Source organism: Rodentibacter sp. Ppn85 (genome assembly GCF_001999335.1).
Taxonomy (GTDB): Bacteria; Pseudomonadota; Gammaproteobacteria; order Enterobacterales; family Pasteurellaceae; genus Rodentibacter.
Window position 1 is genome coordinate 24,063 of sequence record NZ_MLHS01000002.1, and the last position, 15,436, is coordinate 39,498.

19 protein-coding genes and 1 pseudogene are annotated in these 15,436 nt (G+C 39.5%); 11 read left to right on the forward strand and 9 right to left on the reverse strand.

The window, feature by feature from the left end; translation table 11 throughout:
• Positions 1 to 69: 69 nt before the first annotated feature.
• The 5 genes and pseudogenes from tgt (at position 70) to tnpA (ending at position 3,943) form a co-directional block, all read left to right on the forward strand.
• Positions 70 to 1,233 carry a tRNA guanosine(34) transglycosylase Tgt gene (gene tgt, locus BKL51_RS00175; RefSeq protein ID WP_077464754.1) on the forward strand — a complete coding sequence of 388 codons (1,164 nt, stop codon included), beginning with the start codon at positions 70 to 72 and terminating at the stop codon, positions 1,231 to 1,233.
• Between the two features lie 57 nt (positions 1,234 to 1,290).
• On the forward strand, positions 1,291 to 1,803 hold the full coding sequence (locus BKL51_RS00180) for a hemerythrin domain-containing protein (protein ID WP_077464755.1): 513 nt from the start codon (positions 1,291 to 1,293) through the stop codon (positions 1,801 to 1,803).
• A gap of 3 nt (positions 1,804 to 1,806) precedes the next feature.
• Positions 1,807 to 2,022 carry a sulfurtransferase TusA family protein gene (locus BKL51_RS00185; protein WP_077464756.1) on the forward strand — a complete coding sequence of 72 codons (216 nt, stop codon included), beginning with the start codon at positions 1,807 to 1,809 and terminating at the stop codon, positions 2,020 to 2,022.
• Between the two features lie 203 nt (positions 2,023 to 2,225).
• A complete protein-coding gene (locus BKL51_RS00190; protein ID WP_077464757.1) occupies positions 2,226 to 3,242 on the forward strand; it encodes a YeiH family protein in 1,017 nt (338 codons plus the stop codon).
• 378 nt (positions 3,243 to 3,620) lie between these two features.
• Positions 3,621 to 3,943 (forward strand): annotated as a pseudogene (gene tnpA, locus BKL51_RS00195) (IS200/IS605 family transposase).
• A gap of 116 nt (positions 3,944 to 4,059) precedes the next feature.
• Here tnpA and rhlB read toward each other — a convergent pair.
• The 8 genes from rhlB to BKL51_RS00235 form a co-directional block, all read right to left on the reverse strand.
• On the reverse strand, positions 4,060 to 5,307 hold the full coding sequence (rhlB, locus tag BKL51_RS00200) for an ATP-dependent RNA helicase RhlB (protein ID WP_077464758.1): 1,248 nt from the start codon (positions 5,305 to 5,307) through the stop codon (positions 4,060 to 4,062).
• Positions 5,308 to 5,408: 101 nt separating this feature from the next.
• Positions 5,409 to 5,681, reverse strand: coding sequence for a GNAT family N-acetyltransferase (locus BKL51_RS00205; RefSeq protein ID WP_077464759.1), 273 nt, complete (start codon positions 5,679 to 5,681; stop codon positions 5,409 to 5,411).
• Positions 5,678 to 5,884 carry a DNA gyrase inhibitor YacG gene (gene yacG / locus BKL51_RS00210; protein ID WP_077464760.1) on the reverse strand — a complete coding sequence of 69 codons (207 nt, stop codon included), beginning with the start codon at positions 5,882 to 5,884 and terminating at the stop codon, positions 5,678 to 5,680. Before yacG ends, BKL51_RS00205 begins: the two co-directional genes overlap by 4 nt.
• Complete coding sequence (gene coaE / locus BKL51_RS00215; protein WP_077464761.1) at positions 5,877 to 6,497, reverse strand: dephospho-CoA kinase; 621 nt, start codon at positions 6,495 to 6,497, stop codon at positions 5,877 to 5,879. The genes yacG and coaE overlap by 8 nt, the downstream gene beginning before the upstream one ends.
• A gap of 9 nt (positions 6,498 to 6,506) precedes the next feature.
• Positions 6,507 to 7,196, reverse strand: coding sequence for an A24 family peptidase (locus BKL51_RS00220; RefSeq protein ID WP_077464762.1), 690 nt, complete (start codon positions 7,194 to 7,196; stop codon positions 6,507 to 6,509).
• Complete coding sequence (locus BKL51_RS00225) at positions 7,193 to 8,413, reverse strand: type II secretion system F family protein (RefSeq protein WP_077464763.1); 1,221 nt, start codon at positions 8,411 to 8,413, stop codon at positions 7,193 to 7,195. The genes BKL51_RS00220 and BKL51_RS00225 overlap by 4 nt, the downstream gene beginning before the upstream one ends.
• A 1-nt stretch (position 8,414) precedes the next feature.
• Entirely contained in the window at positions 8,415 to 9,803 is a 1,389-nt protein-coding gene (locus tag BKL51_RS00230) for a GspE/PulE family protein (protein WP_077464764.1), read from the reverse strand.
• Positions 9,800 to 10,237, reverse strand: a complete 438-nt coding sequence (locus BKL51_RS00235; RefSeq protein ID WP_077464765.1) for a prepilin-type N-terminal cleavage/methylation domain-containing protein — start codon at positions 10,235 to 10,237, stop codon at positions 9,800 to 9,802. Before BKL51_RS00235 ends, BKL51_RS00230 begins: the two co-directional genes overlap by 4 nt.
• A gap of 124 nt (positions 10,238 to 10,361) precedes the next feature.
• Here BKL51_RS00235 and ampD point away from each other — a divergent pair, with 124 nt between their 5' ends.
• The 6 genes from ampD to tadA all read left to right on the forward strand — a co-directional run bounded on the left by ampD (position 10,362) and on the right by tadA (position 14,999).
• Complete coding sequence (gene ampD, locus BKL51_RS00240) at positions 10,362 to 10,931, forward strand: 1,6-anhydro-N-acetylmuramyl-L-alanine amidase AmpD (RefSeq protein ID WP_077464766.1); 570 nt, start codon at positions 10,362 to 10,364, stop codon at positions 10,929 to 10,931.
• A gap of 507 nt (positions 10,932 to 11,438) precedes the next feature.
• Positions 11,439 to 12,020 (forward strand): RNA pyrophosphohydrolase, encoded by a 582-nt coding sequence (gene rppH, locus BKL51_RS00245; protein WP_077464767.1) that lies wholly within the window; start codon positions 11,439 to 11,441, stop codon positions 12,018 to 12,020.
• 3 nt (positions 12,021 to 12,023) lie between these two features.
• Positions 12,024 to 12,821 (forward strand): sulfite exporter TauE/SafE family protein, encoded by a 798-nt coding sequence (locus tag BKL51_RS00250; protein WP_077464768.1) that lies wholly within the window; start codon positions 12,024 to 12,026, stop codon positions 12,819 to 12,821.
• Positions 12,822 to 12,830: 9 nt separating this feature from the next.
• Positions 12,831 to 13,634 carry a prolipoprotein diacylglyceryl transferase gene (gene lgt / locus BKL51_RS00255; protein ID WP_369801895.1) on the forward strand — a complete coding sequence of 268 codons (804 nt, stop codon included), beginning with the start codon at positions 12,831 to 12,833 and terminating at the stop codon, positions 13,632 to 13,634.
• Between the two features lie 9 nt (positions 13,635 to 13,643).
• The gene (locus BKL51_RS00260) at positions 13,644 to 14,495 is read left to right on the forward strand and encodes a thymidylate synthase (protein ID WP_077464770.1); all 852 of its coding nucleotides are present in this window, start codon (positions 13,644 to 13,646) and stop codon (positions 14,493 to 14,495) included.
• 9 nt (positions 14,496 to 14,504) lie between these two features.
• A complete protein-coding gene (gene tadA / locus BKL51_RS00265; RefSeq protein WP_369801896.1) occupies positions 14,505 to 14,999 on the forward strand; it encodes a tRNA adenosine(34) deaminase TadA in 495 nt (164 codons plus the stop codon).
• Between the two features lie 58 nt (positions 15,000 to 15,057).
• On the opposite strand, the gene BKL51_RS00270 is transcribed toward tadA, so the two are convergent.
• Positions 15,058 to 15,417 carry an MmcQ/YjbR family DNA-binding protein gene (locus tag BKL51_RS00270; protein ID WP_077464771.1) on the reverse strand — a complete coding sequence of 120 codons (360 nt, stop codon included), beginning with the start codon at positions 15,415 to 15,417 and terminating at the stop codon, positions 15,058 to 15,060.
• Between the last annotated feature and the right edge of the window lie 19 nt (positions 15,418 to 15,436).

Sequence of the window (15,436 nt, forward strand, 5' to 3'; positions counted from 1 at the left end):
TGAAGCCTGTTTGCTCAAACAGGCTTTTTTACTAATATCTTCGAACTGTTTATTCGTTGAGGAAATAAAATGAAATATGAATTAGACAAAACAAGCGGTAACGCGCGCCGTGGCCGGTTAATATTTGAACGCCCGCAGGGTACATTTAAAGTGGAAACCCCCGCATTTATGCCGGTGGGCACCTATGGAACAGTAAAAGGCATGACCCCCGAAGAAGTTCGAGCAACGGGGGCTGAAATTTTACTTGGCAATACCTTCCATTTATGGCTGCGCCCCGGGCAGGAAGTAATGCGCAAACATGGCGACTTACACGATTTTATGCAATGGCATCGCCCTATTTTGACGGATAGCGGCGGTTTCCAAGTGTTTAGCCTCGGTAAATTACGCAAAATCACTGAGGAAGGCGTAAAATTCCAAAACCCGATTAATGGTGAACGAATCTTTCTTTCTCCGGAAAAATCCATGGAAATTCAATACGATCTCGGTTCGGATATTGTGATGATTTTCGATGAATGCACGCCTTATCCGGCAACCTTTGACTATGCCAAAAAATCCATGGAAATGTCTCTTCGTTGGGCAAAACGCAGTCGTGATCGCTTTGATGAGCTTGGCAATAAAAATGCGCTTTTTGGTATCATTCAAGGTGGCGTATTTGAAGAATTGCGTAAAATTTCTTTGGAAGGCTTAGTCAATATCGGTTTTGACGGCTATGCTGTGGGTGGTCTGGCCGTAGGCGAACCAAAAGAAGATATGCACCGTATTTTGGAATACATTTGTCCACAAATTCCGGCGGATAAGCCACGCTATTTAATGGGTGTAGGAAAACCGGAGGATTTAGTAGAAGGCGTTCGCCGCGGAATTGATATGTTTGATTGCGTGATGCCGACCCGTAATGCCCGTAACGGTCATTTATTTGTTACGGACGGTATTGTAAAAATCCGCAATGCAAAATATCGCGATGACACAACTCCGCTTGATCCTCATTGTGATTGTTACACCTGTAAAAATTATACGAAAGCCTATTTATATCATTTAGATAAATGTGGTGAGATTTTAGGCGCTCGTTTAAACACCATCCACAATCTACGTTATTATCAGCGTTTAATGGCGGAAATTCGTCAAGCTATTGAGGATAATCGCTTTGATGATTTTATGACGGAATTTTATACCAGAATGGGGAAACCGGTTCCCCCGTTGCAACTTAATACTACACCATCGCCATTATCTGAATAAAGCAACAAAAGTGCGGTTATTTTTGACCGCACTTTTCACACAAAAAGAAGGGAAATTATGCAAATTCTTGAACCTCAGCAATTCTCCACTTGGAATGAACCCATCGAAATGCTTTATGCCTGTCATAGTAAGGTTAAACGTTTTTGTCATCAGCTTAGTATATTACCCGGCTATTTAGAAAAAAACGGCATAAATCAAGCGGTATTGAACGATATAAAAATAATTTTGCAGTATTTTAATCAAGCTGCACCGCTCCACCACGATGATGAAGAAAAAGATTTTTTCCCTGTGTTAATGGCTAAAGTACCGGAAACGGAATCAAAAATAGCAGAGCTAGAACGCCAACATATTGATTTACATAAAAATTGGTTTGAGCTTTCTAAACAATTAGAGGCTTTAATCGCACAAAAAACCGACAAAATAGATTCGGCACTCATTCAGCGGTTCATATCGGGTTATGCTAACCATATTGCTATTGAAGAACCTCTTTTTGAGCTGGGTAAACAATCCTTGTCTGAGACAGAATTGAACGCTATTGGTCAAATTATGTCAAAACGGCGTCATCCTTGAGTTATGGATTATCAACTTGATACGCGAAATTATCGCTGCCCCTTGCCATTGCTGATGATAAAAAAAGCCCTGTCAACCCTCACGGAAGATGACAGCTTACTGGTGCTGATTTCAACGGAAACCGCTATTAAGGATATTGAGCAGCTATGCGGAACCTTAAATTGTTTTTGCCAACAAAATGAAGATCGTTCATTCATTCTTTACAAGCGTTCGAAATAAGCTTATCCATAGTGGATTTATAAAAACATTAATGCCGCCCTTAGCAACTTTTGATTACGACTATCACAGCAATTCTGAGCTTTATTTCCCTTCAATCTCTCTTAATTAAATAACACTCGTCGATTAAAATAACTACAAATTAGTTTTATTTATAAATTAAATTCGTTATTGTAGTATGGTTTTAATCTAACGAGAGAATTGTGATGAAAAATTTAAACTTAATCTTAGGCTTGCTTTTGGTATTAGTAATTACTGCAATCGCCTTTTTAATCGGTCATAATGAATTAATGATGACACTAAATATCAGCGCATTAACATTGGCGATTGTCATTGGTATTCTGTGCGGTAATACGTTTTACTATAAAATCGAAAAGTTTACACATCTCGGGGTGACCTTCGCTAAAGGACAATTATTACGCCTCGGCATTATTTTGTACGGTTTTAGAATTACCTTACAAGATATCGGTCAAGTGGGGGTTAATGCCGTATTAGCCGATGCCGTTATGTTGATACTAACATTTGTGATCACCTGCTGGATTGGCATTAAGATCTTAAAAATGGATAAACAAATCGTTTTTCTTACCGGTGCCGGCTGCAGTATTTGTGGTGCTGCGGCAATCATTGCGAGTGAACCCGTTGTAAAAGCGCCCTCTTATAAAGTTTCTGTCGCCGTTGCTTTAATCGTTATTTTCGGCACGATTTCCATGTTTTTATATCCTATTCTTTATCCTATTTTGATTGACTATATTAACCCGCATCAGTTTGGTATTTACATTGGTTCTTCCGTACACGAAGTCGCACAAGTCTATGCAGCGGGGAGTAATATTAATCCTGTTGTCGCCGATATTGCAGTGGTATCAAAAATGATCCGGGTAATGATGCTCGCTCCTTTTCTACTCGTCTTATCTTATTTTTTACACAAACACAAAAAAGATGAGGAACAAAAGCACGCCATTTCAATTCCTTATTTTGCTGTGATATTTATTCTCGTTGCTGTATTTAATTCTTTTAACCTACTACCTGCGGAATGGGTAGCTTTACTAGTTCAAATTGATACGATCTTGTTAATGGCGGCCATGGCAGGACTTGGTTTAACAACGAGTGTGAGTACGGTGAAACAAGCCGGGTTAAAACCACTTCTGTTGGGTTCATTCGTTTTTATATGGTTAGTGGTTGGCGGATTTGGCGTTAACTTACTGCTTTATCACTTATTAGGCTAACCGAAGAAACATTTTTTCTTGCAGAATTTACTATTTGTAATAAATTTATCATGTACTTAAGCAAACAAGGCTATCTGCTATAAATAGATTTTTCTAACCACTTGAAAATAGTGAAAAATTTAGGCTGAATCTACTTCAGCCCTTTGAGTCTTTGTAATTCAATACTTAACTTATCACAAATGAAGAGGACAACCATGACAACCCAATCCTTTATTTAGTACAAAACTGTCGTTAGTGTAAAGTAAATATGTTTATTTTGCACATAACTGTTACATCATATCGAACAATCAAGGGCATTATGCAGCAAAAATGCCTTTGCATTTTATTGCTAACTAAAAGGTGGTTATCGACTTAAAAGGCTTTGCCTGAATAAATCGTATGGTGATTTTGTATTGTCAATGTCACTTAGTTTGGACGCTGAAATGTCGTTTTAGAATATTAAAAGATAAAGTAGGTAGGGAAGTTTATGTTCAGCTAAGAATATTAGGCGAGCAGCTTAAAATAGAAATAGTAGAATTAAACGTCCAAATAGCGCATATCCATTTGTTGGTTAATATTGCGCCGAAGATATCAGTTTCAGAAATAATAGAGGTTACTGTTTTGGTAGCGTAGGGGGCAATGTAGAAATGATACGAAGATATGTGAAGTATCAAGAGAAACATGAGTTTGAAGACAAGCAATTAAGTCTTTCAATAGAATAAAATTCGGATTCTCAGAATCGGAATTTAAAAACGCCCCTATGGGGCGTAAATTAAAGCTACCTTCTATGAAGGTGGATTTTTTACTAACTAAAAAAATTTTTTATAACGGTGAAGTTCTATTTACGGTGTACGCGATTTCTCAACGGTACTCGGGAGTTATTTGATCGGGATTTTAAAGGAAACGGCTTAGGCAAACTTAATAAAGAATCCTGATCATATTGACTTACCGGAATCGAATGCCCGATATATTCCTCAATAGCAGGTAGATTCATTGCATATTCTTCACAGGCAAAACTAATCGAAACACCGCTTTCACCGGCACGACCTGTACGTCCGATACGGTGTACGTAATCTTCACGGTCATCCGGTAAATCATAGTTAAATACATGGGTAACATCTGCGATGTGTAAACCTCGAGCCGCCACATCGGTTGCGACAAGAATATCTAGAACACCATCAGTGAATTGCTTCAATAGTGCCAGGCGTTTTTTCTGTGCGACATCGCCGGTGAGTAATCCCACACGATGTCCGTCAGCCGCTAAATAACGCCAAATTTCTTCACAACGATGTTTAGTATTCGCAAATACGATACAGCGTTCAGGCCATTCTTCTTCTATTAAAGTCAGCAATAGTGCCATTTTTTCTTGGTTAGAAGGGTAAAATAATTCTTCCTTAATACGATGACCGGTTTTTTGTTCGGGTTCAATTTCAATGTATTCTGGATCATTCATATCTTCAAAGGCAAGTTCACGTACTTTGTAAGACAGAGTTGCCGAGAAGAGCATTGTTAAACGCTTTTGTGGGGAAGGACATTTACGCAATAAATAACGAATATCACGAATGAAACCCAAATCAAACATTCGATCCGCTTCGTCCAATACCACAACTTGAATCTGTTCTAGACGAATCGTACCTTGTTTTACATAATCAATGATACGCCCGGTGGTGCCGATTAAAATATCTACTCCGCGTTCAATGGCTTGTAGTTGTTTGTCATAACCGTCCCCTCCATACGCAAGGACGATCTTTAATCCGCTTGTGGTTGCTAAAAACTCAGCATCGTTGCTAATTTGAACCGCAAGTTCACGGGTTGGAGCAAGGATCAATGCTCGCGGTTGGTTGTAGTCTGTCTTATCTTTTTTATAGGTAAGTAAATGATGAAAAGTTGTGGTTAAAAATGCTATGGTTTTACCTGTACCGGTTTGCGCTTGTCCCGCAATATCTTTACCTTGCAGACTGATGGGTAATGACAGTGCCTGAATAGGCGTACAATAGTCAAACCCTTTGATTTGTAAGGCTTTTAAAACAATAGGGTGTAAGGGTAAATCAGCAAATTTTTGTTGGCTTAAATAATCTTGTTGCATGGAAATTACAGTTTCTTAAAAATGCTCTGAGGATAGCACAGATGGGAAAATTACTCAAAAATGACCGCACTTTAGACCAAAACGGGAAATAGAAAATTATTTTATCCCTTGTTATTGTTTCTTTCCCATTTGTATTTGATATAGCTGCAAGTAGGATGAAGCGCTAATTGCTTTTCCGTGATAAAGACAAGTAATGCTTGATAAAGTTTATCGGCGATACCCTGCCCGCGGAGTTGGTTTGATACAAATGTGTGATTCGCATTAATTTTATTTTCCGTTTCGTAAAAATAAGTGAGTTCGGCGATTTTCTCCCCTTGCTCATTTAAAATAAAAAACTCACCTTGTTGATGATTTTCCTGATGTTGAATTTTCATTTTATATTCCACTCATCACTTAAATTAGGATCCGAGGTAAAATCGGCGGTATCGCTTGGAATAGCTTTTTCTTCTGCTGCCCATTCGCCAAGATCGATAAGTTGGCAACGTTTGCTGCAGAAAGGCCGATATGGGCTTTCTGTCGTCCAAGACACGGCTTTTTGGCAAATCGGGCAGGGAACTTCAATAATTTCTTCAGGCATGTGTCATTTTTGCTTGTTGTAAATAAAAGTAGTGCAATTCTAGCACTTTTTGCTTTAAGTGCGGTAAGTTTTCAGCCAGATTTTTATCATTGTTAATGATCTCCGTAGCCCATTTTAAGCGTTCCGCTCTACTTACTTGTGCATTCATAATTTGTCGGATTTGCTCAAGGTTATTTTGGTCGCGTTTTGCAGCCCGCATTAGTTGGGTTTGTGGGTTGACATCAATGACAAGTACACGATGACAAAGCTCGGTAAGATTATTTTCAATAAGAAGCGGTACGACGAAAAGCGTATAAGGCGCGGTTTGTGCGGCAAGCTGTTTTAACATGGTTTCCCGAATAGCCGGGTGTAATAAACCGTTGAGCCAATTTTTTTCCGATTCCTTAGCAAAGATAATTTTGCGTAGTGCAGGGCGATTGAGTTCGCCGTTTTCTAATAAAATAGATGTACCAAAATGTTCGGTAATTTGTTCAAGCAAAGGTGTGCCTTTTGCAACCGCTTCACGTGCAACAATGTCAGCATCCACTATAGGTACGCCAAGCTCTGCAAATAAATTGGCAATTGTGCTTTTGCCACTGCCAATACCGCCGGTTAACCCTACGATATACGTCATTGAGATTCCTTATGAGTAATAATTGAATAACCATACTACAAAACTTGAGAGACAGAGAAAAGGCGCAAAAGGCAAAAAAGCGTTTCTTTTTGGGGAAAGAAGGGCAAATAAAATGCCGGATAAACAGGCAATCAATAAAAAGACGGGGAATTGTTTTAACGGTAAGTAACTCCCGATTCCAAGAGCGAGCCAATAATCCCCTTGTCCGAATGCTTCTTTTTTGTAGTGCCACTTTGCAAGCCAATAAATCCCATAAAAAACGAAGAAAAAAATAACCGCACTTTGTAGGCTTTCTTCCACTATTAAAAAGGAAAAGGATTGAGAGGCACCAATGAATCCTAACGCTGTCAATATGAGACAAGATGTTATTGATATCAGTTGATATTGCCAGTCCAGGTAGGCGATTGCCCATAGTAGAAGTAGTGTACAGGCTAACCATAAAGCAAAAAAAGCATTTTCTGTGATGAAGATCAGCACGCTAAATAGCGATCCGACGATAAAAAAATAGCGAAAAAAATGACCGCACTTTTTTCCCTGAATAGTGGCAAAATGCGGTTGAAATGCGGGGGGATTTTGCGGAAATAGCTCTGTGTAAGCGCTATAAATATCGGTTTGTAAGCGTTCAACAAAAGTGGAGATATAAAACCATAATGTTATACCGAAGATTCCACCGAGTAAAAAGCTTGCAAGATAGATCATTGCACCACCGCTCCCATATTAAAAATCGGTAAATACATTCCCATCATAATGATGCCTATGAGGCTTCCAATAATCACCATCATCATTGGTTCTAACATTTGAGAAAGGAGATCAATTTGATGATTGAGTTTTTCCTGATAGTTTTCTGCAATATGTTGTAACATGAAAGCCAGTTTTCCGCTTTTTTCGCCGATTTGCAGCATTTGTTGTGCTTCCATAGGAAATAGGTGGCTACTTACGCTATCGGAAAAGGCATAACCTTGTGAAATCCAATGTAAAATTGACCTAATTTCACTATCTAGAATCTGATCACTCAAGATGGTTTTCTTGGTTTGCCAAGTTTGTGTGCGTGGTAGAAAGCTATTTAAAGCCTGATTAAGCGGCACACCGGCTTGTAACATAATGTATAGACTTTGGCTAAAATTTACTAAACGGGAGAGTTGTTGAATATTGCCAAAAATCGGCATAACTGCAATGATTTGAGCTTTTTTCCGTTGAAAGTGTGAGGAATGCTTTAATTTTAACTGGTAAAATAGGATGAATATCATCGTAAAAAATAGCAAGATTCCAATATCTTCTTTAAGTAGATTTGATGTGGTAAGTAACAGCGAAGTGAGTGTGGGTAATTCAGTATTATTACCTTGATACATTTCGGCAAATTGCGGCACGATAAAAAGTAAAAGTGCAAGTGTTAGCAATAAAGAGATTCCCAATACCATAGAGGGATAAAGCATAATTTTTTGTAATTTGCGTTGTAGTGCTAAGGATTGATGACGATGTGTTGCAATTTTGCTGCAAACAGTTGCCAGTTTTCCCGTCATTTCGCCAACCTGAATTAATTGAATTTCTTGTCGGGTAAGATATTTGCCTTGTTGCTCAATACTTTGGGAAAAAGATAATCCGGATTCGATAGATTTTAAAAGCTGTTCTAACCATGCATTTAAGGCAAGTTGCGTACAATTTTGTTGCAAAATTTGTAAACTATTTTTAAGCGGAATCGCAGATTGTAGAAGGGTGGTAAGTTGATTCAATAATGCACTGATTTCTGTCTTTTTCGGTTTATTGTTGAGTTGCCAATTTTTTTGTAATTTGACGTTAGTTAGCCCTCTGTTCATCAATCGAAATTGTGCCTGTTGCATTGAATCGGCAATGATTGAGCCTTTTTGCATTTGCTTTAGGGCATTATGTGCCCGGTAGTAAAAAAGTTTCTTTGCCATTTTATTCGCCTCCCAAAACACGATAAATTTCCGCCTCATCGGTGATGCCTTGTTTTACTTTTTCTAACCCGCTTTGACGGAGATTGGCAAAATCGGTTTGATAGTTGTTTTGTTGACGATGTAAGAATTGATAAACGCCAATTCTGCCGCGATACCCTTGATGGCAATCGCAAGAATCAATGGAAAATTGATCGCACTTTTGGCAACGTTTTCGTACAAGCCGTTGGGCTATCACCAGTAATAAACTACTTTCTATTTCGTGTCGTTGAATCCCAAGTTGTTGTAAGCGTGATATAGCGGAAATAGCATCGTTTGTGTGTAAGGTTGAAAGCACTAAATGCCCGGTTTGCGCAGCCCGTAGGGCCATTATCGCACTTTCTTCATCTCGGATTTCGCCAAGCATAATAATGTCGGGATCTTGTCGTAAAAATGAACGTAATAAGCGACTAAAATCTAGTCCGATTTGCGGATTAATTTGGCTTTGGATGATTCCGGTTAATTCAATTTCGATGGGATCTTCTGCTGTCATAATGTGTTTATCAGGTGTATTTAACCACTGAAGTGCGGTATAAAGGGAGATACTTTTTCCGCTACCGGTTGGGCCGGTAACTAGAATTAACCCTTGAGGTTGACGGAGTGCCAGCTGGAAAGTTTGTTGTTGTGATTCCGTCATGCCCAGTTCTGCAAAACTCAATTCCACAGGTTTATTTTGTTGTGCGCGGAGTACGACTTTTTCACCCCAATGGGTGGGCAGGGTAGAAAGGCGAAAATCAAGAATATCGGAGAAAGTTGTTTTAAATTGAAAACGCCCGTCTTGTGGTAATCGGGTTTCGCTGATGTCAAGTTTAGCAAGAAGTTTTAATCGGGAAATTAACCGATTGGCTAAATTTTTACTAATCGGTGTTTGAGGTTGCAAAACCCCGTCAATTCTAAACCGCACTTGAAAACAATCCTGTAAAGTTTCTAAGTGAATATCGGAAGCATTTTTTTGCAGTGCTGACTCAAAAATACGATTGAGTAATTGGATAATAGGCTCGTCATCGTTTTTTTCCTGATGTTCTTGCTCTTGAGGCTGGTAGAAATTCATTTGCTCTTCTACTTGCACGGATTGCGGCGAAAGTTGTTGTAGAAGATCTTTGAGTTGTGTGCTGTCAAGCAAAACCGGTTCGACCAATTTCCCGGTAACAAAAGCAATAGTTTCGCAAGCCGAGAGATTGGAAAGAGAATCGACAGCGAGCCATAAGCGATTTTCCTCTTCTTTCAAAGGCAAGGAAAAATAGTGCAAAAATAGAGCATGTTGCTGTTTATTGCGTTCCCATAACTCCGATGAGATCGAAAAGACCTCACCGTTTTGTGCCGCTACACGATGTTCAAGTAATGTAGATGTCATTTGGAACAGAATCCGGCCGGGAATAATGAGGTATCGCCTATACAGGTGGTTGACCAAGTAACACCTTTAGATGTATCGCCGTTTGCTGTGAGGGTATATTCTATTCCATCTAATGTTCCGTTACCTGTAACAGTAATTGCGCCGGCACTTGTATTCACGCTTTTTATGTAGCCTTTTGCTGTGGTGATGTTGGCGGTAACACCATTTGAGCCGCCACTACAATTTGAGGTGTTCCCGGTACCGTAAACACAGAGTTCGACATCTGATTTAAAGGGGGCGGAGGCTTGTAGCAATTCAGACATTGCCGCCTTTTTGGTATAATTTTGATAAGACGGAATTGCGATAGTGGCAAGAATTGCAATGATTGCAATCACGATCATTAGTTCGATGAGCGTAAATCCTTTTTTCAGTCCGGATTGAGAGATGAGTTTCATTGATTTTCCTTTATAAACGTGGGTTAAGCCAATATTGGCGGGAACATTGTGCGGAAGGAAAAAAACTTTGTAAAATTGACCGCACTTTTTCTGCGATCCTACTCGCAAAAAATAGGAGAAAATAATGAAAAAACAGCAATGTATTGAACAAGGTTGGTTTACTGATTGTCGACAAATCCTTTCGCCTCATTTTGATGAACGTTTGGATTCGGAAGATATTTCTTTGTTGGTGATTCATTATATTAGCCTACCACCGGAACAGTTTGGCGGAGGGTATATTGATGATTTTTTTCAAGGTAAGTTAGATCCCAAACTTCATCCCTATTTTGAGGAAATTCACCAAATGCGTGTTTCGGCCCATTGTTTGATCGATCGTCATGGCATCATTACACAATATGTGAATTTTAATGATCGAGCATGGCACGCAGGGATTTCCAGCTTTGAGGGACGTGAAAGATGTAATGATTTTTCCATTGGTATTGAACTTGAAGGGAGTAATGAGCAGCCTTTTACCGATGCTCAATATGAATCCTTGCAACGGCTTACAAAATGTATTATGGCTGCCTATCCGAACATTACGCAAAACCGTATTGTAGGGCATTCGGATATATCTCCCGGACGTAAGATCGATCCGGGTCAATACTTTGATTGGGAACGTTATTTGAGCGGAATTGATCCTAAGGCTAAAAAATAGACAGCAACATTTATTCTGTTATTCACATTGCAGTTGTTTAATAAAATTTAAGCTAATTATTTGAATTATAAGGAATTAAATTGACTATAAAAACCCGCTTATCGGGTTGGGAAAAGTTATACCGTATTTTGAATTTTCTCAATCACAATTTTATCCACAGAAATATTGGATAATCTTCAGGAGAAGCGGAAATTTCAGCTGGCAATTGTTGATTTGGAGATAATGAATATTTTTCAACCGTACTTTGATGAAATAAAGTGCGGTTTCCTTTTAAAAAGGATCTTGGTAAAAAATTTTGCTAAAGCGGGAGGATCTAAAGGGGATAAAAGTCTCTTGTAATTTTTCACACAGATTTATTGTGGATTATGCTTAAGTTAATCACAATGTTATCCACAATCCGAAAACTGTTTGAGGAATGACCGCACTTTTGCTGCTTTGGTTGATAAAAACACTGATTTATGGAACAATTCGCAGATTATTTTTATAAAAATTTAAGGTAAAACGATAGTGATCGATTTTGATGGCTACCGTCCAAACGTGGGAATTGTGATTTGCAATCGAAAAGGACAGGTGCTTTGGGCTAAACGCTATGGGCAGAATTCTTGGCAGTTCCCTCAAGGCGGCATTAACGATAATGAGAGTGCCGAGCAAGCGATGTATCGCGAATTATATGAAGAAGTGGGATTGCAGCCGAAAGATGTACGCATCTTATCTGTGTCGAAACATTGGCTGCGTTATAAATTACCGAAACGTTTGTTGCGTTATGACAGTAAGCCGATGTGTATCGGGCAAAAACAGCGTTGGTTTTTATTACAGCTGGTTTCCGACGAAAAAAATATCAATATGCAAACGACTAAATCCCCTGAATTTGATGGCTGGCGTTGGGTAAGCTTTTGGTATCCCGTGCGCCAAGTCGTATCGTTTAAGAAAGAGGTGTATCGTCGAGCGATGAAAGAATTTGCTATTTTTTTATTTTCTAATGAGAAAGATAAATCGGTGGATCAATCGGAACGAGAACAAAAATTCACACCTTCGCGTAAATCCCATTATTCAAAATATTCTAAACGCTCGTTTAATAAAAGAGGTTAAGCTATGCTGGCTTTTATTGCAATTTGTTTGTTAGTTGGCGCCCTTGTCGGGTTTCTTGCCGGCTTATTCGGTATTGGCGGCGGTTTAGTGATAGTGCCCGTATTGGTTTACTTGTTGCCAATGATGGGGGTACCTGAACCGTTGTTGATGTCAACCGCACTTGGCACTTCTTTTGCGACTATTGTGATTACGGGATTTTCTTCGGCACAACGTCATCACAAGTTGGGCAATATTGTGTGGGAGGCAATAAAAATTTTAGCTCCCGTGATTATGATTACGGTCTTTATTTCAGGTTTATTCATCGGCAAGTTAGATCGAGATATTGCCGCAAAGTTATTTGCTTGTCTTGTGGTTTATTTAGCTGTAAAAATGGTAATTTCTATCAAACCGAAAGCAACGGAATCGACAAAAACATTGACGACAACATCATCAGTTATTGGCGGTGTTTTAATCGGTGTGGCCTCTAGTGCCGCAGGTATTGGCGGTGGCGGTTTTATCGTACCGTTTTTAAACTCACGCGGAATTGATATGAAAAAGGCGATCGGTTCTTCCGCTTTTTGCGGTATGTTACTTGGTCTATCCGGTATGTTGAGTTTTATGGTGAGCGGTTGGCATAATCCGACCATGCCCGATTATTCTTTGGGTTATATTTATTTGCCGGCAGTATTCGGTATTACCGCCACCTCCTTTTTCACCTCGAAATTAGGTGCAACGGCAACCGCTAAATTACCAGTGTCAATATTGAAAAAAGGCTTTGCATTATTATTAATTGTCATCGCCATTGATATGTTTCTGAAATAAAGGAAAATTATGAATCAATATCTACTCCTTCCCCATTTTGATCCGAGTATTTTTACTTTTGGTGATAGCAATATCGGCTTGCGTTGGTACGGTTTAATGTATTTACTTGGCTTTGTATTTGCCCGTTGGCTTGCCGTAAGACGCGCTAATCAACCCAATAGCGCTTGGACGACTGAACAAGTCGATACCTTGCTTTTTAACGGTTTTATGGGGGTATTTTTAGGGGGACGTATTGGTGATGTGTTCTTCTATAACCTTGATCATTTCTTACGGGAGCCGCTTTATTTATTCCGAGTATGGGAAGGGGGAATGTCTTTCCATGGCGGGTTAATCGGGGTAATTGTTGCGATGATTTGGACTTCTCGTTCGCAAAAGCGTACGTTTTGGGAAACGGCAGATTTTATGGCACCGTTGATCCCGTTCGGTTTGGGTTTAGGACGTATTGGCAATTTTATTAACCTTGAACTTTGGGGACGTGAAACCGATGTGCCTTGGGCGATGATTTTCCCGAATGATCCTCTTTTACTGCCACGCCACCCTTCACAGCTTTATGAGGCCTTTTTAGAAGGATTGGTGTTATTTACCATTCTTAACCTTTTCATTAAAAAACCGCGCCCGACAGGCTCGGTTGCCGGTCTATTTTTAATCGGTTACGGTATATTCCGTTTTATCGTGGAATATGTGCGTGAACCGGAAGTGGAATCTTTCCTCGGGATTATAACCCGTGGTCAAGCCTTGTGTTTACCAATGATTATTGGTGGCGGTTTGATTATGTTATGGGCTTATACCCGCAAAAGTGCGGTGAAAAATTAAGGAGTTTTTATGAAACAATATCTTGATCTTTGCCGTCGAATTATTGATGAAGGCGAATGGATCGCTAATAAACGTACGGGCAAACGTTGCCTAACGGTGATTAATGCCGATTTGGAATATGATGTCGCAAATAACCAATTTCCGCTTATCACTACTCGTAAAAGTTATTGGAAAGCCGCAATTGCGGAATTTTTAGGCTACATTCGGGGCTATGATAATGCGGCGGACTTTCGCAAACTCGGCACCAAAACTTGGGATGCTAATGCTAATGACAATGCGGCTTGGCTGGCAAATCCTCATCGTAAAGGCACGGATGATATGGGGCGTGTTTATGGTGTTCAGGGCAGATCGTGGAGAAAACCGAACGGAGAAACCGTCGATCAGCTACGTAAAATTGTGAATAATCTCACTCAAGGTGTTGATGATCGTGGTGAAATTATGACATTTTTTAACCCGGGTGAAGTTGATCTTGGCTGCTTGCGCCCTTGTATGCACACACATACCTTTTCTCTTGTAGGCGATACTTTACATCTCACCAGTTACCAACGTTCTTGCGATGTGCCGCTAGGGTTAAATTTTAATCAAATTCAAGTTTTTACTTTTTTAGCTTTAATGGCACAAATCACTGGAAAGAAGGCGGGCAAAGCTTTCCATAAAATTATTAATGCACACATTTATGAAGATCAACTGGAATTAATGCGTGATGTCCAATTACAGCGTGAACCGTTCCCGTTACCGAAACTGGAGATAAATCCGGATATTAAAACCTTAGAAGATTTGGAAACTTGGGTAACGATGGATGATTTCAAGGTGATTGGCTATCAATCTCACGAGCCAATTAAGTATCCTTTCTCTGTATAAGGCGGAAAAGTGCGGTCGGATTTTGATGAAAAATTTATGCGTCTTGCTCTGAGTTTGGCGGATAAAGCCGAATCTTTAGGGGAAATTCCGGTGGGGGCGGTTTTGGTAGATAGCGAGGGGAATATCCTTGGTGAGGGTTGGAATCTTTCGATTACTGAAAATGATCCGACTGCCCATGCGGAAATTGTGGCATTACGTCATGCGGCAAAAAAGGTACAAAACTATCGTTTGCTTGATACTACCCTTTATGTGACACTTGAGCCCTGTACTATGTGTGCCGGTGCAATTTTACACAGCCGAATTCGGCGTTTGGTGTTTGGTGCGTCTGATTATAAAACCGGTGCGGTTGGTTCCCGCTTCCACTTCTTTGATGATTATCAAATGAATCATACCGTGGAAATTACCGGCGGAATATTAGCGGAAGAATGTAGTGAGAAATTAAGTGCCTTTTTTCGTAAAAGGCGGGCTGAGAAGCGGTTAGAAAAGGCAAATGTAACACTGTAAACTCCACTTTTATTTACCATAAATATTTTTTGAATACTTAATTTAAGCTATTTTGAAATTACTCTGTTAATCTATAACTTTCTTCCATTAATCGACATAACTCATCGTCAGGGAAGTTGTTATCCAGTACGACGGTAATCCAATGTTCCTTATTCATATGGTAAGCGGGTAGAATATTTTTATCTTGGCGTAAGGCACCGATTAATTCAGGGATACACTTAAAATTGGCAATTTCTACATTTCCTGCCTCCTTTAAACCCAGTTTCATTTTAGGTACATTTGCAATTAGGGCATACCATTTCGCTCTCATATTATTATGGCGAAGAACGGCATAACTTGGGAAGTTTTTCCATAAATATTCAGGTGATGTACCGTATTGTCCGGCAGCGTAAGTCAGTAACATTTCACGTTGATTCATTACTTCCTCCTTTACTTTC